This window comes from Novosphingobium sp., from assembly GCF_037133355.1.
Classification (GTDB): Bacteria; Pseudomonadota; Alphaproteobacteria; order Sphingomonadales; family Sphingomonadaceae; genus Novosphingobium.
Genome location: NZ_JBAXOI010000005.1, coordinates 215,580 through 239,600 on the forward strand (window position 1 = coordinate 215,580; position 24,021 = coordinate 239,600).

26 protein-coding genes are annotated in these 24,021 nt (G+C 64.8%); 16 read left to right on the top strand and 10 right to left on the bottom strand.

All coding sequences use genetic code 11. The features are described from left to right. The 6 genes from WCL10_RS07655 to coxB form a co-directional block, all read right to left on the bottom strand. A complete protein-coding gene (locus WCL10_RS07655) occupies window positions 1-822 on the bottom strand; it encodes a cytochrome c oxidase subunit 3 (RefSeq protein ID WP_336895046.1) in 822 nt (273 codons plus the stop codon). 80 nt (window positions 823-902) lie between these two features. After that, window positions 903-1,520, bottom strand: a complete 618-nt coding sequence (locus WCL10_RS07660; protein WP_336895047.1) for a cytochrome c oxidase assembly protein — start codon at window positions 1,518-1,520, stop codon at window positions 903-905. Next, complete coding sequence (locus tag WCL10_RS07665; RefSeq protein ID WP_336895048.1) at window positions 1,520-1,744, bottom strand: hypothetical protein; 225 nt, start codon at window positions 1,742-1,744, stop codon at window positions 1,520-1,522. Before WCL10_RS07665 ends, WCL10_RS07660 begins: the two co-directional genes overlap by 1 nt. Further along, window positions 1,741-2,664: a heme o synthase gene (locus WCL10_RS07670; RefSeq protein ID WP_336895049.1), complete on the bottom strand. Its 924-nt coding sequence runs from the start codon at window positions 2,662-2,664 to the stop codon at window positions 1,741-1,743. The genes WCL10_RS07665 and WCL10_RS07670 overlap by 4 nt, the downstream gene beginning before the upstream one ends. A 248-nt stretch (window positions 2,665-2,912) precedes the next feature. Then, on the bottom strand, window positions 2,913-4,595 hold the full coding sequence (gene ctaD, locus WCL10_RS07675; protein WP_336895050.1) for a cytochrome c oxidase subunit I: 1,683 nt from the start codon (window positions 4,593-4,595) through the stop codon (window positions 2,913-2,915). A 28-nt stretch (window positions 4,596-4,623) separates the two neighbouring features. Beyond that, window positions 4,624-5,640, bottom strand: a complete 1,017-nt coding sequence (gene coxB / locus WCL10_RS07680; protein WP_336895051.1) for a cytochrome c oxidase subunit II — start codon at window positions 5,638-5,640, stop codon at window positions 4,624-4,626. A gap of 293 nt (window positions 5,641-5,933) precedes the next feature. Here coxB and pyrE point away from each other — a divergent pair, with 293 nt between their 5' ends. The 11 genes from pyrE to WCL10_RS07735 all read left to right on the top strand — a co-directional run bounded on the left by pyrE (window position 5,934) and on the right by WCL10_RS07735 (window position 13,021). After that, window positions 5,934-6,515, top strand: coding sequence for an orotate phosphoribosyltransferase (pyrE, locus tag WCL10_RS07685; protein ID WP_336895052.1), 582 nt, complete (start codon window positions 5,934-5,936; stop codon window positions 6,513-6,515). Next, window positions 6,515-7,255 carry a pyridoxine 5'-phosphate synthase gene (locus WCL10_RS07690; RefSeq protein ID WP_336895053.1) on the top strand — a complete coding sequence of 247 codons (741 nt, stop codon included), beginning with the start codon at window positions 6,515-6,517 and terminating at the stop codon, window positions 7,253-7,255. The genes pyrE and WCL10_RS07690 overlap by 1 nt, the downstream gene beginning before the upstream one ends. Then, window positions 7,252-7,563 carry a hypothetical protein gene (locus WCL10_RS07695; RefSeq protein ID WP_336895054.1) on the top strand — a complete coding sequence of 104 codons (312 nt, stop codon included), beginning with the start codon at window positions 7,252-7,254 and terminating at the stop codon, window positions 7,561-7,563. The genes WCL10_RS07690 and WCL10_RS07695 overlap by 4 nt, the downstream gene beginning before the upstream one ends. Further along, on the top strand, window positions 7,560-7,976 hold the full coding sequence (gene acpS / locus WCL10_RS07700; RefSeq protein WP_336895055.1) for a holo-ACP synthase: 417 nt from the start codon (window positions 7,560-7,562) through the stop codon (window positions 7,974-7,976). Before WCL10_RS07695 ends, acpS begins: the two co-directional genes overlap by 4 nt. Then, entirely contained in the window at window positions 7,973-8,845 is an 873-nt protein-coding gene (lepB, locus tag WCL10_RS07705) for a signal peptidase I (RefSeq protein WP_336895056.1), read from the top strand. Before acpS ends, lepB begins: the two co-directional genes overlap by 4 nt. Next, window positions 8,842-9,909 carry an AI-2E family transporter gene (locus WCL10_RS07710; protein WP_336895057.1) on the top strand — a complete coding sequence of 356 codons (1,068 nt, stop codon included), beginning with the start codon at window positions 8,842-8,844 and terminating at the stop codon, window positions 9,907-9,909. Before lepB ends, WCL10_RS07710 begins: the two co-directional genes overlap by 4 nt. A 7-nt stretch (window positions 9,910-9,916) precedes the next feature. Continuing rightward, window positions 9,917-11,041, top strand: coding sequence for a DUF3089 domain-containing protein (locus WCL10_RS07715; RefSeq protein WP_336895058.1), 1,125 nt, complete (start codon window positions 9,917-9,919; stop codon window positions 11,039-11,041). Continuing rightward, a complete protein-coding gene (gene ruvX / locus WCL10_RS07720; protein WP_336895081.1) occupies window positions 11,038-11,505 on the top strand; it encodes a Holliday junction resolvase RuvX in 468 nt (155 codons plus the stop codon). Before WCL10_RS07715 ends, ruvX begins: the two co-directional genes overlap by 4 nt. 111 nt (window positions 11,506-11,616) lie before the next feature. Next, on the top strand, window positions 11,617-12,066 hold the full coding sequence (locus tag WCL10_RS07725; protein ID WP_336895082.1) for a PaaI family thioesterase: 450 nt from the start codon (window positions 11,617-11,619) through the stop codon (window positions 12,064-12,066). Then, window positions 12,063-12,464, top strand: a complete 402-nt coding sequence (locus WCL10_RS07730; protein ID WP_336895059.1) for a PaaI family thioesterase — start codon at window positions 12,063-12,065, stop codon at window positions 12,462-12,464. Before WCL10_RS07725 ends, WCL10_RS07730 begins: the two co-directional genes overlap by 4 nt. Window positions 12,465-12,706: 242 nt before the next feature. Continuing rightward, window positions 12,707-13,021, top strand: a complete 315-nt coding sequence (locus tag WCL10_RS07735; protein ID WP_336895060.1) for a hypothetical protein — start codon at window positions 12,707-12,709, stop codon at window positions 13,019-13,021. Between the two features lie 209 nt (window positions 13,022-13,230). Here the strand turns inward: WCL10_RS07735 and WCL10_RS07740 are convergent, their stop codons facing one another. The 4 genes from WCL10_RS07740 to argH are packed head-to-tail and all read right to left on the bottom strand — an operon-like array spanning window position 13,231 to window position 16,936. Then, complete coding sequence (locus WCL10_RS07740) at window positions 13,231-14,004, bottom strand: NAD(P)-dependent oxidoreductase (RefSeq protein ID WP_336895061.1); 774 nt, start codon at window positions 14,002-14,004, stop codon at window positions 13,231-13,233. Beyond that, window positions 14,001-15,260: a diaminopimelate decarboxylase gene (gene lysA / locus WCL10_RS07745; RefSeq protein ID WP_336895062.1), complete on the bottom strand. Its 1,260-nt coding sequence runs from the start codon at window positions 15,258-15,260 to the stop codon at window positions 14,001-14,003. The genes WCL10_RS07740 and lysA overlap by 4 nt, the downstream gene beginning before the upstream one ends. A gap of 48 nt (window positions 15,261-15,308) precedes the next feature. Continuing rightward, on the bottom strand, window positions 15,309-15,560 hold the full coding sequence (locus WCL10_RS07750) for a hypothetical protein (protein ID WP_336895083.1): 252 nt from the start codon (window positions 15,558-15,560) through the stop codon (window positions 15,309-15,311). Next, entirely contained in the window at window positions 15,560-16,936 is a 1,377-nt protein-coding gene (argH, locus tag WCL10_RS07755) for an argininosuccinate lyase (protein ID WP_336895084.1), read from the bottom strand. Before argH ends, WCL10_RS07750 begins: the two co-directional genes overlap by 1 nt. A 25-nt stretch (window positions 16,937-16,961) precedes the next feature. On the opposite strand from argH, the gene WCL10_RS07760 reads away from it, so the two are divergent. From WCL10_RS07760 to WCL10_RS07780, 5 genes are all read left to right on the top strand, one after another. Then, entirely contained in the window at window positions 16,962-17,561 is a 600-nt protein-coding gene (locus tag WCL10_RS07760; RefSeq protein WP_336895063.1) for a TlpA disulfide reductase family protein, read from the top strand. Between the two features lie 109 nt (window positions 17,562-17,670). After that, on the top strand, window positions 17,671-19,968 hold the full coding sequence (locus WCL10_RS07765) for a tetratricopeptide repeat protein (RefSeq protein ID WP_336895064.1): 2,298 nt from the start codon (window positions 17,671-17,673) through the stop codon (window positions 19,966-19,968). A gap of 418 nt (window positions 19,969-20,386) precedes the next feature. Beyond that, entirely contained in the window at window positions 20,387-21,655 is a 1,269-nt protein-coding gene (locus tag WCL10_RS07770) for an integrase arm-type DNA-binding domain-containing protein (RefSeq protein WP_336895065.1), read from the top strand. A gap of 1,091 nt (window positions 21,656-22,746) precedes the next feature. Continuing rightward, window positions 22,747-22,926 carry a hypothetical protein gene (locus tag WCL10_RS07775; protein ID WP_336895066.1) on the top strand — a complete coding sequence of 60 codons (180 nt, stop codon included), beginning with the start codon at window positions 22,747-22,749 and terminating at the stop codon, window positions 22,924-22,926. After that, the coding region (locus WCL10_RS07780) for a bifunctional DNA primase/polymerase (RefSeq protein ID WP_336895067.1) at window positions 22,919-24,021 on the top strand (1,103 nt) is incomplete at its 3' end. The genes WCL10_RS07775 and WCL10_RS07780, both read left to right, overlap by 8 nt.

The window sequence follows — 24,021 nt, forward strand, 5'->3', positions numbered from 1 at the left end:
TCACTCGATCGGCGCGCCCCAGCCGCCCCACACGTAGATTGCGACGAAGAGGAACAGCCACACCACGTCGACGAAGTGCCAGTACCAAGCGGCCGCTTCGAAACCGAAGTGCTGGCGGGGCGTGAAGTGGCCGGCATAGGCGCGGGCTTGGCAGACGATCAGGAAGATCGTGCCGACGATCACATGGAAGCCATGGAAGCCGGTCGCCATGTAGAACGCCGAACCATAGGTGTTCTCACCGAAGCCGAACGGCGCATGCATGTATTCATAGGCCTGGATCGAGCTGAACAGCAGGCCGAGCGCGATCGTCGCCCACAGGCCCTGCTTGAGGCCTTCGCGGTTGCCGTGGATCAGTTCGTGGTGAGCCCAGGTCAGCGTGGTGCCCGAGCACAGCAGGATCAGCGTGTTGAGCAGCGGCAGGTCGAAGGGGTTCATCACCGCCTCGATGCCCTTGGGCGGCCAGACACCGCCGACAACGTCCACCAGCTTGTTCGGGAACAGCGAGAAATCGAAGAAGGCCCAGAACCAGCCGACGAAGAACATCACTTCCGAGGCGATGAACAGGATCATGCCGTAGCGCTGGTGCAGCTGCACCACCGGCGTGTGATCGCCCGCATGCGCTTCCTTGATCACGTTGCCCCACCACGAGAACATGGTGAGCGCAACGCCGAACACGCCGAGCATCAGCGCGATCTTGCCGCCGGCCATGCCGTGCATCGCGAACACGCCGCCGCTGGTCATCGTGAGCGCCGAGAACGCACCGACGATGGGCCAGATATCGGGCGGCAGAATGTGGTAGTCGTGGTTCTTGGTGCCGGCCATGATCGTACTCTAACCCCCGTCAGCTTGGGACTTGCCGGACCAATCCCCGAAGGGTCGATTCAGCTTGTTTGAAAACGCCTTTATCGAGCCCTTTGAGCGCGGTCCAGAGGCTTTCCACCTTGTTTTTCAAGCACGGCGGGCGTGCTGTCGGCCGCTTCCATGAAGGTGTAGGAAAGCGTGATCTCGGGCACGTCCCTCGCGTTGGGATCGTTGAGCATCTCGGGATCGACATAGTAGATCACCGGCATGCGCACCTGCTCGCCCGGCTCGAGCCGCTGCTCGTTGAAGCAGAAGCACTGGATCTTGTGGAAATAGGCCCCGGTCTGCTCGGGCGTGACGTTGAAGATCGCGCGGCCGACGATCGGGCGATTGGAGGTATTCTTCGCGATGAAGAACGCCATCTTGCGCTCGCCGATATGGCCGTCCTGCGTCACCTGTTCGGGATGGAACAGCCACGGCATGCCCTTGGTCACATTGCCGTCGAAACGGATGGTGATCGGTCGCGCGGTGGTCCTGATTGCCGCCGCTTGTGCCGCTGTCGCGCGCATCGTGGTCCCGCCGAAACCGGTTGCCTGGCAAAAAATACGGTAGATCGGCACGGAGGCAAAGCCGAGCCCGAGCATCGCAAGCGCTGCGCTGGCGGCAATCATCGCGACCTTGCGGTTGCGCCTTGTGGCGGCATCGAGCGCGACGGCCATCAGGCATGGCCCCCTAGCGTTCCGGACTTCGCGCCTGGCGCAGGCGCCTGCGGCTCCGCGCTCTTCGGGTGCGGCGCTGCGATCTTTACGATCGAAATCGCAAAAAACAGGATCACGAGAAAACCAAGAATGAGGCCCATGACCATGTTGCGCGAGCGCTGCCGGGCGCGAAGTGCTTCGGTCTCGGCGGCGGTCAGCGGGCGGGTCTCGGGAAACTGGATCATGCTTGCAGGCCATAAATCGTCGCGAAGCGGTCGACGACCAACATCGCGAACAGGATGAAGAGATAGAAGATCGAATAGGCGAACAGGCGCTTCTCCGGCTTCATGCCATCGCCGGGGGTGCTGGTGCGCAAACCGACCTTGACCGACAGCCACAGGAACACGGCGCCCAACAAAAACGCGGCAAGCCCGTAGACCCGGCCCGTCCCGCCAATGAACCACGGCGTCATCGAAAGCGGCAGCAGGACCGCCGCGTAGGCCAGGATTTGCCAGCGCGTGGACTTCTCACCCGCCACGACCGGCATCATCGGAATGCCTGCCTTCGAGTAGTCGATCTGCACAAACAGGGCGAGTGCCCAGAAGTGTGGCGGGGTCCACATGAAAATGATGAGGAACAGAAGCACAGGCATCAAGGTGATGTGCCCCGTCACGGCGATCCAGCCGATCAGCGGCGGAAAAGCCCCGGCCCCGCCGCCGATTACGATGTTCTGCGGCGTGCGTGGCTTCAGCCACACGGTGTAGATCCACGCGTAGTAGAAGATCGAGAAGGCGAGAATGCCCGCCGCCAGCCAGCCGATTGCAAGACCCATGGTCATCACCGAGAGCCCGGACAGCGCAAACCCGAAGTCGCGCGCGGACTCGCGCTCCATCCGCCCGCCCGGAAGCGGGCGGCGCGAGGTGCGCTTCATCACCGCATCGATATCGGCTTCCCACCACTGGTTGAGCGCCGCTGCACCACCCGCGCCGACGGCAATGCACAGGATCGCGGTGAAGGCGAGCACTGGGTGCAGCGTGCCGGGCGCGGCGAGCATGCCGCAAAGCGCGGTGAAGATTACCAGCCGCATCACGCCCGGCTTGGTCAGCGCAAAGAAGTCGCGCCAGTCGGCGGGCAGGATCAAGGCCTTGGGGGTCGCGGTGCTCATGATCGGCGGCCTATAGGACTGCGCGCGCCAGAGTGGAAGCGAAACGGCATGGGGCTTTGGGGTAAAGCTCTGCTGGAGGTGTTGCGCAGGCCCACCCCCGACCCCTCCCGCAGGCGGGAGGGGAGAGACAGCGCCACAGGCTCCCCTCCCGCTTGCGGGAAGGGGCGGTTGTAGACCCCGGTGGTACCAAGCACAAAGGGCCCCGGATCGCTCCGGAGCCCTCGTGTTCAGTGCAGACCGAGGTCCGATCAGTGCGCGTGCGCGTCCTCGATTACCGGAAGCGTTTCGAACTGGTGGAACGGCGGCGGGCTGGAGAGCGTCCACTCGAGCGTGGTCGCGCCTTCACCCCAATAGTTGCCGACGGCCTTCTTCCCCGCAACGAGCGAGTAGGCGATGTTGATGAAGAAGATCACCATCGAGGCCGCCATCACGGTGTAGCCGTAGCTCGCGATCGTGTTCCAGTACTCGAACGCCGGCGCGTAGTCGGGGTAGCGACGCGGCATGCCCTGCACGCCAAGGAAGTGCATCGGGAAGAAGATCAGGTTCACGCCGATGAAGAACACCCAGAAGTGCAGGTGGCTCAGCAACTCGCTGTGCATGCGGCCGCTCATCTTCGGGAACCAGTAGTAGAAGCCCGCGAAGAGCGAGGTGACCGCGCCCAGCGACAGCACGTAGTGGAAGTGCGCCACCACGTAGTAGGTGTCCTGGAGGTTGTCGTCGATGCCGCCGTTGGCGAGCACCACGCCGGTCACGCCGCCGACAGTGAAGAGGAAGATGAAGCCGATCGCCCATACGAGCGGCGACTTGAACTCGAGGCTGCCGCCCCACATCGTCGCGATCCACGAGAAGATCTTGATGCCGGTGGGCACCGCGATGACCATGGTGGCGGCGGTGAAGTACATCTTCGTGTTCACGTCGAGGCCGGTGGTGTACATGTGGTGCGCCCACACGATGAAGCCCACCGCGCCGATCGCGACCATCGCGTAGGCCATGCCGAGGTAGCCGAACACCGGCTTCTTCGAGAAGGTCGAGATGATCTGGCTGATGATGCCGAAGCCCGGCAGGATCATGATGTAGACTTCGGGGTGACCGAAGAACCAGAACAAGTGCTGGTAGAGCACCGGATCACCACCGCCGGCCGGGTTGAAGAAGGTCGTGCCGAAGTTGCGGTCGGTCAGCAGCATGGTGATCGCTGCGGCGAGAACCGGCAGCGAGAGCAGCAGCAGGAACGCGGTGACGAGCATCGACCACACGAACAGCGGCATCTTGTGCAGGGTCATGCCCGGCGCGCGCATGTTGAAGATCGTGGTGATGAAGTTGATCGCGCCGAGGATCGAGCCCGCACCGGCAAGGTGGAGCGAGAAGATCGCGAAGTCGACCGCAGGGCCGACCGACCCGGAGGTCGAGAGCGGAGCATAGACCGTCCAGCCGGTGCCAGCTCCCATGCCGGTGCCGCCGGGCATGAAGGCCGAGATCATCAGCGAGCAGAAGCCCGCAAACGTGAGCCAGAACGAGATGTTGTTCATGCGCGGGAAGGCCATGTCGGGCGCGCCGATCATGAGCGGCACGAACCAGTTTCCGAAACCGCCGATCAGCGCAGGCATGACCATGAAGAACACCATGATCAGGCCGTGGGCCGTGATCAGCACGTTCCACATGTGGAGCGTGGCGTTGAAGTCCTGGTCGTTGCCGCCGAGGAAGTGCGTCCACCAGCCAAGGTACTGGATGCCCGGATGCGCGAGTTCGGCGCGCATGATGCCCGAGACGCCGCCACCGATGATCCCCGCGAAGATCGCGAAGATCAGGTAGAGCGTGCCGATGTCCTTGTGGTTGGTCGACATGAACCAGCGCGCGAAGAACGCGGGCTTGTGGTCATGATCGTGCGCCTCGTGGTGCGCGTCGAAGCCTTCGTGGGCTGGAATGCTGGCCATGGTGATCTAACCTTGTCCTCGAAATCGGTTACGCTGCCGGAGCAGTCTTGGCGGGAGCTGCCGCCGTGGTGGTTGCGCCGGCGGCCGGGCCGACCGTGCCGCCCTGGGTCTTCACCCATTCTTCGAACTTGGCGCGGGGCAGAGCCTCGACCACGATCGGCATGTATCCGTGGCGCGCGCCGCACAGTTCGGAGCACTGACCGTAGTAAACGCCCGGCTCCTTGATGAAGAGCACCTTCTCGTTGATCTTGCCCGGCACCGCGTCGAGCTTGAACCACAGCGAGGGCACCGCGAACGCATGGATCACGTCCGAACCGGTGGTCTGCATGCGGATCGGCTCACCTGCGGGGACGACCATGCGGTTGTCGGCGGCGAGCTGCGGCTGCTCGCCGCGCTTCAACGCTTCAGCGTCGGGCAGGATGTTCGAGATCACCTCGAACCCGCCGTTGTCGGGGTAGGTATAGCCCCAATACCACTGATAGCCGGTCGCCTTGACCGTGAGTGCACCCTTGGGCGCGGGCGCATACTGGTGCGCCAGGAGGCGGATAGAAGGCACTGCGATCACAACGAGGATGAGGACCGGAACGACCGTCCAGATGATCTCGATCGTAGTGTTGTGGCTGGTCTTGGAAGCCACCGGGTTGGCGCTGCGGCGGAAACGAACCATCACGAAGAGCAGCAGGAACAGCACAAAGAGCGAGATCACCGTGATGACCGGCATCAGCAGGTAATCATGCATGGCCAGCGCTTCTTCGCCGGTGGGCGAGAACTGCTTCTGGAACGTCATGCCCTTGGCAACCGGCTGGCCAATGCCATCAACCGGCTTCATCGGGGTGTAGGAACCCTTGTCGACCGGAGCAGCTGCGGCATCCGCCGGAGCGGCGCTGGCGGCAGGAGCCGGCGCGATCGCGACGGGGGCTGCAGGGGCAGGGGCCGGAGCAGCGGCGGCTGCCGCCATCGCCTGCGGTGCAAACGCCAGCGCGGCCGCAATGCTCAAAGTCCGGATTGCGCCCGTTACCAGGCGGGCAGTTTGGGAAAGACTCATGGTATACCGCTCTCGATTTTTTGCTGCCGCAGCGGGCGTTTGCCCCGCTACTCCACACCCTAATCCTTCAATTGCAGGGGCCTATACGCGCGCTCGCCGCAAGCCTCAAGCGCCAGAGCGCCTTTTTTTGGGGCAAGGCACGACGCTCCCCGCACTTTGCCCTAAAGCTCTACGGCATAACCCGAATATCACCCGGCCCGCAGTCCCCCGTAGCGTAGGGCGCGCGGCTTCGCTATGGACCTTGTCCCATACAGTGTTCTGCGGGCCCCGGCCCCGCTTCCGAACGGATGATCATGCAGGAAGACGAAATCCTCTCCGAATTCCGCGCCAGCGAGGCCCTGCTCGAGGGGCATTTCCTGCTCTCCTCGGGCCGCCACAGCGCGCATTACCTCCAGTGCGCGCGCGTTCTGATGGACCCGATGCGCGCCTCGCGGCTTGCCGCCGCGCTTGCCGCGACTCTGCCGCGCGACTTGCGCCACCAGATCGCCAAGGTCGTCTCACCCGCGATGGGCGGGGTGATCATCGGCCACGAAATGGGCCGGGCACTCGGCGTCGAGGCGATGTTTGTCGAGCGCCCGACCGGCACGTTCGAGCTGCGCCGCGGCTTTTCGCTCAAGGAAGGCGAAAAGGTGTTGATGGTCGAGGACGTTGTCACCACCGGCCTTTCCAGCCGCGAGGCGATCGCCGCCATCGAGGCGGCAGGCGGCGTTGTGGTGGCAGGCGCGGCATTGGTCGACCGCTCGGCCGGGACGGCGGATCTCGGCGTGCCGTTCTACCCTCTCGTCAGCCTCAATTTCCCGACTTACGCGCCAGATGAAGTTCCCGCCGAACTCGCCGCAACGCCCGCGATCAAGCCGGGGAGCCGCGCCGCCTGATGAGCGCGATTCTCCCCCGGCGCCTCCGCCTCGGCGTCAACATCGATCACGTAGCCACGATCCGCAATGCGCGCGGCGGCGATCATCCCGATCCGGTGCGCGCGGCCCAGATCGTCGCCGAAGTCGGCGGTGACGGGATCACCGCGCATTTGCGGGAAGATCGCCGCCATATCCGCGATGAGGATCTGGCGCGGATCCAGGCCGCGACAAATCTCCCGCTCAATCTGGAGATGGCGGCGACCGAGGAGATGCTGGCGATTGCGCTGCGCCACAAGCCGCACGCCGCCTGCATCGTGCCCGAGCGGCGCGAGGAGCGTACCACAGAGGGTGGGCTCGATGCCGCCGGCCTACACAATCGCCTCGCCCCCATCGTCAGCCGCCTCGCCGATGCCGGCATCCGCGTCAGCCTGTTCATCGCGCCCGATCCGCGCCAGATCGAGGCCGCGATGAAGCTCGGTGCGCCCGTCGTCGAACTCCACACCGGCGAATATGCCCATGCCGAGGGCGAGGCCCGCGCCATGGAATTGAGGCGCATTGCCGACATGGCCGCACTCGCCGCCAAGAACGGCATCGAGCCCCACGCAGGCCACGGCCTGACCTATGACAACGTGACCGCCATCGCCGCGATTCCCCAGTTGGCCGAGCTCAATATCGGCCACTACCTGATCGGCGAGGCGATCTTTACCGGCCTTGCCCCGGCGGTGCTGCGGATGCGCGAACTGATGGATGCGGCGCGGTGACTCATTTTCGCGCAACCATCGACGTCGTCGGTCAATTCCTCGCCTTGTTGGCCGCGCTTGCATTGCTGGTGTTTTCAATCTTGTGGGTCGTATTGGCGCTAGCGGTCTGGGGTGAGTGGACAGGCCTGCTTCTGGTCTATCGCTTGTCGTGGCTGGCATTCGCTCTGGGTGCAGCTGCGTTTTCATTCAAAGCCATCGGCGGGGTGCTGAGGCACGAAGCTGCCTCTGCACTTCGCGCTTTCGCTCTTGCAGGCTTCTGCATCGTGTTGCCGGTTGCACTGCTCCGCGCCCTCCCGAGCGCGCCATGATCATCGGCATGGGCTCCGATCTCTGCAATATCGAGCGAATCCAGGCCTCGCTCGACCGCTTCGGCGAGCGATTTGAACAGCGCGTGTTCACGCCGCTCGAACAGGCCAAGGCCGCGCGCCGCCCCTTCACCAAGGCTGGCACCCTGGCCAAGCGCTTCGCCGCCAAGGAAGCCTATTCCAAGGCCGTCGGCACGGGCTTCAAGGCCGGCGTGTTCATGAAGGACATCGGCGTGGTCAACGCCCCCTCCGGCGCGCCTACACTGGCGCTCACTGGCGGTGCCGCTGCGCGCCTTGCCGCCATTACCCCGCCAGGCCATGAGGCGGTGGTCCATCTCACCCTGACCGACGACCACCCCTGGGCGCAGGCCTTCGTAGTGATCGAAGCGCGCCCCATTGCTGCAGGTGCTGATTGAACGACATCCCCGAAACCCGGGAAAGCCGGTCCGCCGAGCCGCAGAGCACCAACTGGCTCGCCGAAATGCGCGGGCTCATGCTCATGCTGCTCGCGGTAATCGGCTTCCACAGCTTTGTGGCAAAGCCCTTCTACATCCCCTCGATCTCGATGATGCCCAATCTGCTCGTCGGCGATCAGCTCGTCGTCTCGAAGTATCCCTACGGCTGGTCGTGGGTCTCCGCCTCGATGCATTTTCTGCCGCGTTCGAAGACCCGCATCCTGCCCGCGACTCCGGCCTACGGCGATATCGTCATCGTCGTCCCGCCAGACCGCGACGAGGACTACATCAAGCGCGTCGTCGCGCTGCCGGGCGACAGGATCGCGGTGGTGAACGGGCAGATCATCCTCAACGGCAAGCCCGTGCCTCAAGTTGCCGAGGCCCCGCTGGAACTGCCGGTCGATCCCAACCAGCCTTGCGATCCCGATGACTTTCCGGGTCTTCGCTACCGCGGGGCCGATGGCAGGCAGTATTGCGAACTGCCGATCTTCCGCGAGACGCTGCCGGGCGGCGCGACGTACCGGATCATCGATCACCGTCACCAGCCCCTCGACAACTATCCCGAAACGAAAGTGCCGCCGGGCTATGCCTTCCTGATGGGCGACAACCGCGACCATTCGGCCGACAGCCGTGCGCCCATCATCGAGAAGGGCCTTGGCGGCCCCGTCCCGCTGGCGGACATCGGCGGGCGGGCGGAGTTCATCACCTATTCGCTCAATGGCACCGAAACCTGGAACCCGCTCACCTGGTACGGTGCCTTGCGGGGCGCGCGCGCTTCGCTCAAATTGCGCCCAATGATCCTGCAGCCGAAAGCCGCGAGCAAACCATGAGCGACGAGCCGACCACCACCTCCCGCGGGGGAGCCGGCCCCACTGATATCCGCGACGATATCGTTCGGCAGGAAGCCAAGCGCGCCGCGGTGTGGATCGGCATGGCCGCGCTGGCCGCGCTCGTCGTCTATCTTGCCCATCCGCTGCTGGTGATTTTCGGCGGCTTCGTGTTCGCCATGCTGATCGACGGCGGACAGCGCCTGCTCGGCCGCGTGCTGCCGATCGGGCGGCCTTGGCGCGTTGCGGTGGTGCTGCTGCTCACCGCCGCGTTTCTTGCCTGGGTGGTCGAATTTGCGGGCAGCCAGATCATGACGCAGGCCGCGCAAATGCCGCCGCTGATCACCGCGCAGGCACAGCGCGTGCTCGATTGGGCCAGTGCGCACGGCCTTACAATGGGCCGCAGCGATGTGGGCGCACTGGTGCAACAGCTCCTTGGCGGCGTCGGACAGGTGACGCAGGCGCTGGGCGGCCTGTTCGGCGGGGTGACCACGCTGCTGATCATCGTGATTCTCGGCATCTATTTCGTGCTCGAGCCCGATCTTTACCAGCGCGGCCTTGCCTGGATGCTCCCGGCATCGAGCCGCGAACACTTTCACGGCACCACCCACCGGATGGGCCGCACGCTGCGCATGCTGCTGGCAGGCCGGATGCTCGGCATGGTCGTCGAGGGCGTCTGCACCTGGGCAGCACTCGCGATCTACGGGGTGCCGATGGCGGCATTGCTTGGCCTGCTCACGGGCCTCCTCGTGTTCCTTCCCAATATCGGCGCGCCGATTTCGGGCCTCCTCATGATCCTCGTCGGCTTTTCCGGCGGTACGGCCATGGGAGTCTACTGCATCATCGTCTATGTCGTGGTGCAGACAGTGGACGGCAATGTGATCGTGCCCATGGTCGCCAAGCGTACCGCCGATCTCGCCCCCGCGCTGGTGCTGGGCGCGCAGCTCATTTTCGGCGTGCTGTTCGGCATCCTCGGCCTCGCGCTGGCCGATCCGCTGGTGGTCATGCTCAAGATCGCGCTCGAGCGGCAGGCAGAGCACAACAAGCGCCCCGAAGACGCGGACTGACGCCGCCATGGCCCGCAAGTTCCTCTATTTCGTCGCGCTGCTCATCTTCCTGGTGATTGCCGCGCGGATCGCCTTGCTCATCTGGTCGGCCGAACTCACTCGCTTCGCCTTTGTGCCGCGCGGCGCGTTCGAGGCGCAGCCGGCCCTTCAGGCAGGCACCTACGACAATCCTGCCATGTGGGTCTCGCGCCCCGGCACGAAGGACGATCCCGCGCAGTACAGGCCCGAAGGCACGCCCGGCGCGGCGCAGGGTGAGGCCTATGTCTTCTTTATCCACCCGACGAGCTATCTCGCCCGCGACCACTGGAACGGCCCCATCGCGGATGAGGACACGCGCCATCGCACCGCGCTGTTCGTGCGCGGCATGGCAAGTGCCTTCAATGGCCAGGCGGCGGTCTTCGCACCCTACTACCGGCAGGCCGCCTTCGGCAGCTTCCTAGTCAACCAGCCCGAAACGCTGAAAGCGCGCGCGGTGGCCTATGGCGACGTGCGCGCCGCCTTCCGCGCCTTCGTTGCCGCCGTGCCCGCCGATGCGCCGATCGTGCTCGCGGGCCACAGCCAGGGCGCGCTGCACCTGATGCACCTATTGCGCGACGATGTGCGCAGCACCCCGCTCGCGGCGCGCGTGATCGCGGCCTACATGATCGGCTGGCCGGTCTCGCCCGCGCATGATCTGCCCGAAACCGGCATGCCCGCCTGCACCGCGCCCGATCAGGCCGGCTGTGCGCTCAGCTGGATGAGCTTTGCCGAACCGCCCGACGCGCGCATGATGCTCGATACCTACCGCGCAGAACCGGGGCTCGACGGCAAGCCGAAGGGCGAGGGGCCGGTGCTTTGCACCAACCCGCTCACCGGCGGAGCCGCGGCTGCGGCGCCCGGCAGCGCCAATCTCGGCACGATGGTCCCCTCGCGCGAACTCGACACCGGCAAGCTGACCAGGCTTGGCATTCCCGCACGCTGCGATGCGAAGACCGGGCTGCTGCTGATCGGCGATGCGCCCGACCTCGGCCCCTATGTGCTGCCGGGCAATAACTACCACGTGTATGACGTGCCGCTGTTCTGGGCCAATGTCCGCGCCGATGTTGCCAAGCGCGAGGCGGCGTGGCTCGCACAGCGCCGGCCGGCCGGATGATCACCACCAGCGCGGCCGAACTGCGCGGCGCCCTTGCCGAAGGCGGCGCGCTCATGGGGCTTGATCCGGGCACCAAGACCATTGGCGTCGCGCTGTGCGACCGCGACTGGCGCTTCGCCACCGCCGGCAAGACGATCCAGCGCCGCAAGTTTGCGCAGGACAAGGCCGAACTCGCCGCGCTGATCGCGGCGCGCAGTGTGAAAGGCCTCGTCATCGGCCTCCCCCTCAACATGGACGGCAGCGAAAGCCCGCGCAGCCAGGCCGCTCGCGCCATGGCCCGTAATCTCGCCGATCTTGGCCTTCCCATCCTGCTCTGGGATGAACGCTGGACCACGCAAGCCGCCGAACGCGCGATGATCGAACAGGATTTCAGCCGCGCCCGCCGCGCCGAGCGCATCGATTCGCACGCCGCCGCGCTCATCCTGCAAGGTGCGCTCGACGCCATGGTGGGTAGCGCGTTCTGATCCGGCCTGACAAATGATGCCTCATAAAGATGGTTGTCACCGCGCCCCCGCCCCGGCAGGACATCTCCAATGAGCAAGGATGAAAAGGCCGAAGGCCTCCTCAAGACGATCATGCCCGGAGACTTCGTGTTCGATCCCGAACGCGGCGCGCGCTGGTTCACCCGTGCGGGCCACACCGGCTTCCTCGGCATGGAATACCACGATCACGGCGAGGACTGGATCGAGCTTGCCCTCCCCTGGCGCGAGGACCTCGTCGGCGTCGAGGAAACCGGCGTGCTCGCATCGGGCCCGATCATCAGCCTGCTCGACAACGCGACTTCGATGTCGGTCTGGACGCGGCAGGGCCACTTCAACCCGCAAGTGACGCTCGACCTGCGCATCGACTACGTCCGCGCCGCGACCCCGGGCAAGACCGTGATCGCCCGCGCCGAATGCTATCAGGTGCGCCGGTCGATGGCCTTCGTGCGGGGCATCGCCCACGATGGCGACATTGCCGATCCTGTTGCCCACACCGCCGGCATTTTCATGCTGGTAGCCGGCGAAGGCTGGTCCAAGCCATGAGCTTTCACCTTCCCCCCTATGCCCGCACCATGGGCATGGAGATCGACCGCATTGAGGACGGCGTCCCCGTCGTCGCGATGGATTTTGCCGGCAAGGTCGAAGGCCGCCCCGGCTTCCTGCACGGCGGCGCGATCGGCGGCCTGCTCGAAATGGCCGCCCACGCCGCCCTGCGCGCCGAGCTCGACCGGCAGGGCAACCCGGCGCGGATCAAGCCGGTCAACATCAACATCGAATACCTGCGCGGCGGCCTGAAGGAACGCACTTACGCCATGGGCGAAGTGCTGCGCGCGGGCCGCCGCGTCGCCAATGTGCGCGTGGAAGCCTGGCAGGGCGACCGCGAAAAGCTGGTCGCGAGCAGCTGGATGAACTTTTTGCTGGCTGCGCCGAAGGAGGGGTGAGGGGGCGGTCGGTTTCTGAAGCGCTTGTTTCTTTTATCGACGAGCGGATGATAAGGCGGCCGCTTGCTCGCAACCGGGGATATTCGGGCGAAATGCGGTCAGTTGTGCACGCCCCCCCAGTTTCATTCTTTTTGGAAAGTAGCCAATTTTTTCGCAGATTTTTCAATCGATTTGCCGCGTAAACTCTCCTGAATAACGACGAAACCCTTCCAAGTTATCGCGCAGCGGCCTAACGTCCAACGATGAAGTTCAGCATCACCACCGCGATCGACGAAGCCAGCGGGCTTGAAACTTGGGCTGCCGCCTATGAACACATAATGCGAGCCCTCGGCTTTGACGAAGACGATCCAGCTTATCTCGCGGATGCGATGGCGGACACAGCGGTCGACGAAGGTATTGTTGCCAACTGGAACAAAGCCAACCCTGCACAACGTCAATGGATGGTGACGCAGATTGTTAGTGCTGAAGTAACATATAGCTATGATCGGCGCACGGTAACTGCCCAAGGTATAGTGGAGCGATTGAAGCATTTTGTTCGACGTCAGAAAGGCCAGTAAGTCTCAGAACCGCTTTACTATCTCGCTGCATGCGCGATCCTTCCTCGCGGCTAAAGCTAACCGGTCGCTTACCCATTGCGGCAAGCGCAGATGACGGGAGTACAATGTGATTGCATCCGGTCTTTCCGGCTGACGCTCGACCGCTGTCAGGCAAGTTATAGCATGAATGTCCGCTAACCACCCATTTCCAGTCAGTCAGCCGGGGCGCCCTAAGCCCCCTCTATCTCCACCACGATCCCACCCTCAGGCTCCACCTCACTCGGCGCAAGCCGCGCTGCATCCGCGCGCACCCGCGCCAGCACGGCAGCGGGCACCGAAGGCCCCGCCACCACGGCATCGGCCTGCCCCAGCAGCCGCGCCTCGCGCAAAGTAAGATCGTCGGGATCAGCAGAGCGCAAGGTGATCGTAAAGCGCCCCGAAGTGCCGTCCGCCCCGCCGGCCAGCCACGCACCCACATCCCCGCCCCCACGCAAGGGATCGAGCGGCCCGCCCTCCTCCAGCGCGGCATCGAGCGCGCGGCGGCGTTCGGAGCCGGTTGGCCAGCGCGCGCGCATGGCAACGCGCGCGGCGTAGAGCGCCTCGGCCAGTGTGCCCAGCCCTTGCGGCAAGAGGCGCTCCAGCCGCAGCCGCAGCGCCTTGGCGAGGCCCGCAGACGCGCCGCCCGTGCCGACCGCGATCAGCACGGGCGCGCGGTCGATGATCGAAGGCGTGGTGAAATCGCACAGCGCGGGCCGGTCTACCACATTGACCAGCAGCCCCGCCCCGCGCGCGCGGATCGCATCGGCCTCGCAGGCGCGCTCGTCCTCGTGCGCGATGAACGCCAGCCGCGCGCCGATATCGATGCCCTCGGCCAGATCCTCGATCACCTTGCCGCCCGCGCGCGTGACCAGCCGCCGCTTCGCCTCCGCCGCTTCGCCATGGCCCAGCACCACCACCGGTTGCCCGGCAAGGCGGTGGAACAAGGGAAGGCTGGGCAGGCTCATTCGAGCCAGCTCGGCACGCGCTCGGCGGAAAGGATCGTCGAAGGTTCGATCCGGTCCGCGACCACGGCCCACTTGTCGCCGTCAACCATCACCTCGGGCACCATGGGCCGCGAGTTGTAGGTGTTGGCCATCGTCGCGCCATAGGCCCCGGCGGTGCGGAACACCGCCAGTTCGCCGCGCCGCACTGTGTCGATATCGCGCGCCTTGGCGAAGGTATCGCTCGATTCGCAGATCGGGCCGACGATGTTGGCAGTGATGCGCGTGCCATCGGGCGCCACGGCGGCAAAATCGTGCCAGGCATCATACATCGCCGGGCGCGCCAGATCGTTCATCGCCGCATCGACCACAACCCAGGGATGCACCGCCCCGTCCTTCACCCGCACCACTTCGGTCAGCAACACGCCGGTATTGCCGGTGATCACGCGCCCCGGCTCGAACATCAGGGTCGCGTCCCAGTCCTTCGTGACGCGCGCGACCATCGCGGCATATTCGGCAGGCTGCGGGAACACTTCGCCCGCCTTGTAGGGAACACCAACCCCGCCGCCGAGGTCCATGTGGGTCACACTGTGCCCCTCAGCGCGGATCGCGCGCATCAGCGCCCCGGCCTTGGTGAACGCCGCTTCCAGCGGATCGAGGCTTGAAAGCTGGCTGCCGATGTGGAGCGCGATGCCGCGCATGGCGAGGCCCGGCAGCGCCGCCAGTCGCGCGTAGATGCCCGCCGCGCGGTCATAGGGAACGCCGAACTTGTTCTCCGCCTTGCCGGTCGAGATCTTCTCATGCGTCCCCGCATCGACATCGGGATTGATCCGCAAGGTGGCCGTGGCGACAAGGCCCATGGCATGCGCGATCTCGGCGAGCTCGCAGCCCTCCTCCTCGCTTTCGAGGTTGAACTGCCCGCACCCGGCCTCAAGCGCGCGGCGCATTTCCCGCGCCGTCTTGCCGACGCCCGAGAACACCACCTCCGCCGCCAGAATGCCCGCCGCCAAGGCCCGGTCGAGCTCGCCCGCCGAGACGACATCGGCGCCATAGCCTTCCGCTGCCAGCACCTTGAGCACGGCGAGGTTGGGATTGGACTTCACCGCAAAGGCGAGATGGACCTTCGGAAGCACCGAAAGCGCATCGCGAAAAACGCGGGCATGACGGGTCAGCGTCGCGCGCGAATAGACATAGACCGGCGTGCCGACTTCAGCGGCGATCACGGGCAGCGGCACGTCTTCGGCATGAAGCACGCCGCCGCGATATTCGAAATGATCCATCGGGTAGTCCTGGAAATTGGGGTCCGGCGCTTGGCCGGAAAAGGATTCTCAGTCTTCGGGCGGCAAGTCGAACGGGTCGTCCTCGCGGTCCTCCGAGCGGCTGCGCAATTCGATATTGCGCTGCGGTTTGGCCTGCACCGGCGGGGTGAGGAGCGAATCCGCGCTCGGCTTATCCTCGCGGCCATAAGGCGCGGGCGGCAGGGCGCGGCCCTGCAGCGGCAAGAGCTCGCGCCGCGCGCCGCATGCGGTCAGCGCCGTGCCCACCACGGCCAGCAGCAAAAGAGTGCGAACCTTGCGCATCATGCCTCCAGCCCCAGCGCAACGCGCGCCTCGGCCACGCGCTTCCTTACCTCGTCCGGCGCGGTTCCGCCATGGCTGGCGCGCGCCGCAACGCTGGCTTCGACTGACAGCGCGGCAAACACCCGCTCGTCCACACGCGGATCGATTGCCTTGAGGTCCGCCAGCGCCAGCTGATCCAGTGCCACGCCGCGGGCTTCGGCGAGTTTCACCGCACTGCCGGTGATATGATGCGCCTCGCGGAAGGGAATGTTGGCCTGCCGCACCAGCCAGTCGGCCAGATCGGTCGCGGTGGCATAGCCCAGCTCCGCCGCGCCGCGCATCCGCTCCGTGCGGAAGGTCGCCTCGGCCACCATGCCGGTCATTGCCGCGATCGAAAGCGCCAGCAGCGAGGCTGCCTCGAACACCGGCGGCTTGTCGTCCTGCATGTCCTTTGAATAGGCGAGCGGCAGGCCCTTCATCGTGATCATCAGCGCCGTCAGGCACCCCACGATCCGCCCCGCATGCCCGCGCACCAGTTCCGCCGCATCGGGGTTCTTCTTTTGCGGCATGATCGAGCTGCCGGTCGAAAGGCTGTCAGGCAAGGTCACGAAACCGAAGGGCTGGCTCGCCCAGATCACGAACTCTTCGGCGAGGCGCGACAAGTGCAGCGAGCACTGCGCCGCTGCCATCAGGAAATCGAGCGCGAAATCGCGGTCCGAAACCGAATCGAGGCTGTTCGCGGTCGGCCCGTCAAACCCGAGCGCCGCCGCCGTCGCATGCCGGTCGATCGGAAAACCCGTCCCCGCCAGCGCGGCAGAGCCCAGCGGGCACTGGTTCATCCGCACCCGCGCATCGGCAAAGCGCGAACGGTCGCGCCCGATCATCTCGTAATAGGCCATCAGATGATGCCCCAGCGTAACCGGCTGCGCGGTTTGCAGGTGGGTGAAGCCCGGCATGATGCTTGCCGCATGCTCCCCCGCACGCATTACCAGCGCGGCCTGCAGCGCCTGCAAGGCGGCGCCCGTCTGATCCACCTGATCGCGAACCCAGAGCCGGAAATCAGTCGCGACCTGGTCGTTGCGGCTGCGCGCGGTGTGGAGCCGCCCCGCCGCCGCGCCGATCAGCTCGGCCAGCCGGCTCTCGGTCGTCATGTGGATGTCTTCAAGGTCCCAGTTCTCCGGAACCCCATTGGCCTCATACTCGGCGGCGACCTGATCAAGCCCCTCGGCGATCAGCTTGGCATCCTCGGCCGAGACAATCCCCTGAGCGCCCAGCATGGCCACATGGGCCTTTGACGCGGCGATATCCTGCCGCCAAAGGGCTTTGTCGAAGGGAATCGAGGCGTTGATCTCGCGCATCACGGCCGAAGGGCCCGCCGCGAAGCGCCCGCCCCACATCTGGTTGGAGCCTGAATTGCCGCTCATGTCGCTGCGTCCGCCTGCTTTCGTGGTCCTGCCCGTGGCGCTCCTCGCCGCGGGCCTGCTTGCCGGGTGCGATAGGCAAACCCCGGCGGACACGCAACCGCAGAGCACCGCAGCCGCCCCTGCCGAAGGCGCCGATGACGGTGGCCCGTTCAACGGCACGCTAGACATTTCCAATCGCGGCGCCGCCCTCCCCGATTTCACCTTCACCGATCCTTCGGGCAAGAAGTTGCGCACGCTCAATCTGAAGGGCAAGCCGCTGCTCATCAACCTCTGGGCCACCTGGTGCGGCCCATGCGTGCTCGAAATGCCCACGCTGGACGCCCTCGCCGCCGCCAAGGCGGGCAAGCTCCATGTCCTCACGGTATCGCAGGATCTCGATCAGGCCGACGCGGTCGGCGCCTTCTTCAAGGACCGCAAGCTCACCCGCCTCGCCCCCTGGCTCGATCCCGAGAACGTGCTCAGCCAGCACTATGGGACAGGCGTGCTCCCCACGACCGTGCTTTATGACGCTGAAGGGCGCGAAGTCTGGCGCATGATCGGCTCGCACGACTGGTCCGGCCCCCGCACAGACGCCATGCTTGCCGATACGGTGCGCTGAGCGCGGGCGCCGCTCTCGCAACAATTCTGCAACGCAGGCGCCATAGGCGACAGAGGCGCCGCGCCCCGGTCCGGTGGCCGAATGCGCGCCGATCGGAACCCTGAAGCCCATGACCACTGCACCGCTCGCCGGCTCCCCGCCCTCGCCGCAGCAGATCGACCAGCTGGTGAGAACCTTCACCACCCGGCCGCGCCCCGCGTTCGAGGCCGCCGCGGCCGCGTTCGATGCGGCCTTCCCGCACGACTTTACCGCGCAGAACGTGCTCGGCGCCTGCTATGCTGGCCTCAAGGACTTCGCGCGCGCCGAAGCCGCCTTCGCCAAGGCGCTCGCGGTGCGGCCCGATTCGGTCGATACGCTTTTCGTCCACGGCATCTCGCTTTACGAGCTCGGTCGCCATCCCAATGCCATTGCCGTGCTCGCCCGCGTTGCCAAGCTGGCGCCGCAGAACACCCAGGCGACCTACTACCGCGCCCTGTGTCATCATCTGCTCGGCCAGTTTGCCGAGGCGGCGGAACTGCTGCGGCCCTTGTGCGCTTCCGAACCGAAGGACGTGCGCGCGCGCAACAGCCTCGGCCTCGCGCTGCTCGAACTTGGCCGGACCGACGAAGCCGTCGCCTGCTTCGAACAGGTGCTCGCGATCGATCCCCGCCATATCGATGCGCGGCTCAATCTTGCCCTCCAGCTGGAGCGCGGCAACGAGGCCGGCCGCGCCGCTGAGGTTATCCGCGCGGGGATCGCGCACGTCCCGAGCAGCACCGATCTGCACGAACGGCTGGGCGCGCTGCTGCTGGCCGCGGACCCTGCCGCCGCCGAAGCATCTTACCGCCGCGCGCTGGCGCTGGATCCGCGCGCCGTCAATTCGCTCAACAATCTCGGCCTCATCCTGTTTCGCCGCAGGGAGTTCGGCGAGGCGCTCGATTTCTTCGCACTTGCCCTGCGCGAGAAGCCCGAAATGGCCGCACTGCATGCCAACATCGGCGTTATCCTGCAGCAGATCGGCGAACTCGACGAGGCACTCGCCGCCCTTGAGCACGCGCTCGAACTCGAACCGGACCAGCCCTTCCTGCGCGGGCAAAAGCTCATCCAGCAGATGCAGCTGTGCGACTGGCGGGCGCTCGACGAGTATGCCCAGCTGGCCGACACGCTGGGCATTACCGGCGAGGCGATCTCGCCTGGCGGGATCATCGCGATGGACGACGATCCGGCGCGTCAACGCGCGCGGGCGGAAGCGTATGCCGCCCGTTATGCCGCGATCGTGCCGGCGCCCTTTGCGCCGCGCGCGCAAGGCGATCGCATCCGCGTCGGCTACTTCTCCGCCGATTTCCATGACCACGCCACCATGCACCTCATGGCCGGCCTCTTCCGCTGCCACGATCGCAGCCGGTTCGAGATCTCGGTCTGGAGCTATGGCCTCACGCGCGAGGGCGCGCAGCGCGAGGCGCTCAAGGACCATGTCGACCGCTTCGTCGATATCGCCGATCTGCCAGATGCCGCCGTAGCCGACCTTGCGCGCGAGGCCGGGCTCGATATCGCGGTCGACCTCAAGGGCTATACTCAGGACAACCGCTTTGCGCTGTTCGCCCACCGCCTCGCCCCGGTGCAGATCGGCTACCTCGGCTATCCCGGAACCAGCGGCGCGCCGGTCCTCGATTACTTCATCGGCGATGCCGTGACGATCCCGGACGAGGAGCGCGCGCATTTCAGCGAGCGGGTTATCCGCCTGCCCGGCTCCTACCAGCCAAACGACGACGCGCGCGCCATCGCGGCCAAGGCGCCAACCCGCACCGAACTCGGCCTGCCGGACGAGGCTTTCGTGTTCGCCTGCTTCAACAACGCCTACAAGATCACTCCGCGCGAGTGGGATATCTGGATGCGCCTGTTGCAGGCGGTGCCGGGCAGCGTGCTGTGGCTGTTCAAGTCCAACGACTGGGCCGAAGACAACCTGCGCCGCGAGGCGCTGGCGCGCGGGGTCGATCCGGCGCGGCTGGTCTTCGCGCCATGGATGCCGCACGCCGAGCACCTCGCGCGGCTGCGCGCGGCCGACTTGTTCCTCGATTGCTTTGCCTGCAATGCGCACACCACCGCGAGTGATGCGCTCTGGGCCGGCCTTCCGCTGCTGACCCGCCCCGGCCGTTCGTTCATCGCCCGCGTCGCGACAAGCCTCGTCAATGCGGTCGGCCTGACCGAACTGGTGGTCGATAGCGACGCCGCCTATGAAGCCCTCGCGTTGGAACTCGCCACCAGCCCCGGCCGCCTCGCCGCGCTGCGTGCCCGCCTGGCGGAAAACCGCCTGACGACCCCACTGTTCGACAGCACCGGATATACTCGCGCGCTCGAGCAGGCCTACGTGGCGGTGCATCAACACCGGATCGAGGGACTCGAGCCGGCGGACATCGACCTGGGCTGACCGCCCGGCACAGACTGCAACGGATTCGAGCCGGCCCGTGCGGCTGCAAGTGTTGGGGGCGGGATCAACCGCTGCAGGCCGGCTCGATACGGTCCGCCCTCGCCGCTGCCGCGGGGGAGTGTGACAGTTGCCTGAGGGGTCCGGATCGCAGGACAAGGGATAACCCGGCGCCCGATTGCGGACCAATCAGTTTTGCTGTGGCCTGCCGATAACCGCAGCCTATGCCGTCGAAAGACTGGTGGGCGGTGAGGGGCTCGAACCCCCGACCCTCTCGGTGTAAATTAGCTGAGCAGGCTCTAGGTTTGCTAGCCGCTGCGGCTTGTTGTCCCGTATTTACTCGGTAGATGGCTCACCCGAACCCATTGCTGATCACCGAAACCAATGGTACCGTGATTGCTGTGGGAAGGCTAGCAATCACATGCCAACAGTACGCATCACCAAGACCAGCGTTGACGCAGCCCAGCCTGAGGCGAAGGACTGGATGTTATGGGACGATCGCCTTGGCGGCTTTGGCTTGAAGGTCACGCCAGCCGGTTCGAAGGTCTATGTATACCAGTACCGCATGGGTGGGAGGGGCGCGAAGGTGCGGCGCTTCACCATCGGCAAGCATGGCAAGCTCACAACCGATGGCGCACGTAAGAAGGCCGAGATGCTCGCGCTTTCCGTGGCTAACGGCATCGACCCGCAAAGGGAAAAGGTTCGCGAAGTCCGGAAGGCTATCGATCTGGCCTTCAAGCCCTATGTCGAAAGGTTTTATCAGGAGTGCTTGCTCAAGGAGTGGGCCGCAACGCACAAGTACGTGTACAGCCTGCTCGCGAGCTACGCCGTGCCGGTGATCGGCAATACGCCGCTGCCGGACATCACCCGCAAGGACATCAAGGCCGCTTTGGCGCCGGTTCTGGACAAGACCGCGACCGCTTCAAACCTGTTCGCCGTTTTGCGGCGCATGTTCAGTTGGGCGGTTGAGCAGGAGGACATCGACCGTTCCCCGATCGAGGGGATGAAGCCGCCGCCGCTCCCGCCATCTCGCGACCGCGTGCTTTCGGATGATGAACTCGCTCTTGTCTGGCGCGGCACTGATGAACTTGGCTACCCCTTCGGCCCGCTGGTGCGCCTGCTCATTCTGACCGGCGCTCGCCGCGAGGAAGTCGCGGCGATGGAGTGGTCGGAGCTCGATCGAACGGCCGGCACTTGGTCTCTTCCAGCGTGTCGCGCAAAGAATGCGCAGGCCGCTGAAAACGCGCTCTCGGGGGCAGCTTTGACCGTTCTGGACGGTTTGGCCGAGCGCATTGGCGTGAGCGGACGATGGCCGCGCAAGGGCTTCGTGTTCAGCACGACAGGCGAAACCTCTGTAAGCGGCTACAGCCGTGCCAAGCGCCGACTCGACAAGATCGTTATCGACCTAGCGAGCGAAGACGAAATGACCCCGCCCGAGCCTTGGCGGCTGCACGATCTGCGGCGCACGCTGGCCACAGGGCTCCAGCGGCTGGGTGTGCGGCTCGAAGTGACCGAGGCCGTGTTGAACCACATCAGCGGCTCGCGCAGCGGGATTGTCGGCATTTACCAGCGGCACAACTGGAAGGATGAGAAGCGTGCGGCGCTGGAGGCGTGGGCAACGCATGTGGATCGCGTGCTGACGGGGACAGAACAGACCAAAGTGGTGCAACTTTCGGGGGTAAGGGCATGAGCGATTGGATTTCGAGTTTGCAGGCGATGAAGCGATTGCGCACCGCAGGCTTGGAAGCGCCGGAGCGAACGCTCGGCGTGTGGGCTGAGGAAGGGTCGCTAAGGTCCCGAGCAACTCGGGGGGATTTCAGTTCTGGCGAGGATCCTCCTGGATGCGTTTGCTGGGATGGCCATCCCGCTTATACAGATCAGCTTGACAGATGGCCGGCAATTCCCAGCTATTTTTGGAACTGGTTTAATAGGGATATTAGTAATCAAACAGCCCAATACCAGACTGGAATTTTTGCTACTTGGGTTGTTCCGGAAGCGGAGAGGGGTTCTTCCGGACCTGACTCCACCCACATCAAGCTTTATGAAGTATCCTTTCATTCGGATGACCTTGATGTGCTGCTGGATGCGCATCCATCCGCAGGGGCTAAGGCGCCGCAACCGACGCAAAGATGGCAACAACAGCGCGTAAGTCCAAGGCAGAATGGAGCAATAACGTTCATAGACAAGGCATTTAAGAACCCACCCAAAGACCCACTGGGTCCGTTTGCCATGTATACGGCGTATCTCCAGTGGCACGCGGACCCGAAAAATAGACAGAGCGATAAGCCTCTCGTTCGGTCTACGTTCGCAAAGTGGCAGGAACGTTATCAGGACGGGTGGCGTGTCAGCGACCGCTTGAGATGGGTGCACAACCCATAGTTGTCGCACTTCTGCCGCATCAACCGCCGCAGTTTTGCTCGCAAGCATCTGATATTAATAAGCCAATCCGCCGCAGTTGCATCCTAATTTCGCGACATACCCCGACCATGTGCTTCTGCCGATTCCACTGAAGTCATCGCAACTACGCGGTGGCCAACGTGGAGTATCGATAGTGGACATTTTGATTCCCAGCCGCGAAGCAGCGGCTTTCATCGGGGTAAGCCCCGCCACATTGGAAAACTGGCGCGTCCGCGGGGAAGGCCCCCCGTTTCACAAGACACCCGGCCGGACCGGCAAGGTCCTATATGCCCCAGCCGACATTGAAGCGTGGCGCGCACAGCGCCGCTTCTCATCTACCGCTCAAGCTGCAGCCGCAGACGCCTGATCGAAGGAGGCTGGATCATGAAAAACAAAACCCCGGCTTTGGAGGCCGAGGTTCTGTGCAAAGCTTTGGTCGGCTATTTGCACCGCAACCCTACCCTCCCCACCTATCGCGCGCAACGCCTTGCTGGCTTTTATACGCTCAGGTTCAAAGCTGCCGCAAATGCGGCCACCGTTCTTACGGGAGGCGCGCATGACTAACGCAACGAACGCGCCTGATCTCCCGGCTATCTGGCATGATCCTTACTCCCGGGGCTGGAGTGTGATCCCGCTTGAGCGGCGTGGAAAAAAGCCTCGGTGCCGTTGGGAGCAGTATCAGTCTCAGCGTGCGCCCCTCGAAACCATCGCAAGGTGGGCAGTGGACGATGGCAACGTCGGCATCGTCACTGGGGCCGTATCAGGAATTGTCGTCCTCGATCTTGATAGCGATGATGCGATCGCCGAAGCGCGTCGTAGGGGGCTGCCGTCGAGCACTATTGTTGTGAAGACCGCACGGGGCGAACACTGGTACTTTCGCCATCCGGGCGGCACCATTCGCAACGGCACTAAAATTTTCCCCTCTGCAGACGTTCGGGGAGATGGCGGTTACGTTGTTGCCGCTGGGAGCATCCATGAAACAGGGGTAGTTTACACTTACCACCAGCCGCCGGGACTGGTCGAGCTTGCAGAGATGCCGCAGTGGCTTCGCGATCTGGTAACGAAGCCTGCCAGTTCGGCAGGGGGTGCCAGCGAGCCGAAGTGGGAGACGGAGGCTGTTCGCCAGCCCTCCGAGCTTACCACTCGTTACGGCGCGTCGGCACTCGAACGCGAAGTAGCGGTTCTCCGGCAGTCGCCTGAAGGCGAGCGCAACAACCAGTTGAACAAATCCGCCTTTGCGATTGCGCAGCTTTCGGCTGGTGGTCAGCTCGACGAGCAGGAAGCCATTTCCAGTTTGCGAGCCGCAGGGCTCGCGGCTGGCTTGCCGGAACAGGAAGTGGATGCGACCCTCGCAAGTGGCTGGAAGGCAGGGCTGGCCCTTCCCCGTGTTCCTCAGGGGCGGCACGAAGCTGCAATGCACCTCGCCGAGGACACAGAAGAATGGCCTGATCCTCTGCCGTTTCCCGATAAGCTGCTGCCAGTCCCGCCGTTCCGGCCCGAAATGCTGCCGACAGACCTCAGAGATTGGGTGGTCGACATCGCTGAACGCATGAACGTACCGCTCGACTTTGTCGGGATCCCCGCGATGGTTGCATTGGGAGGGGTCATTGGCCGCAGGGCGGGGATCAAGCCGCAAGCCAACACCGACTGGATGGAAAC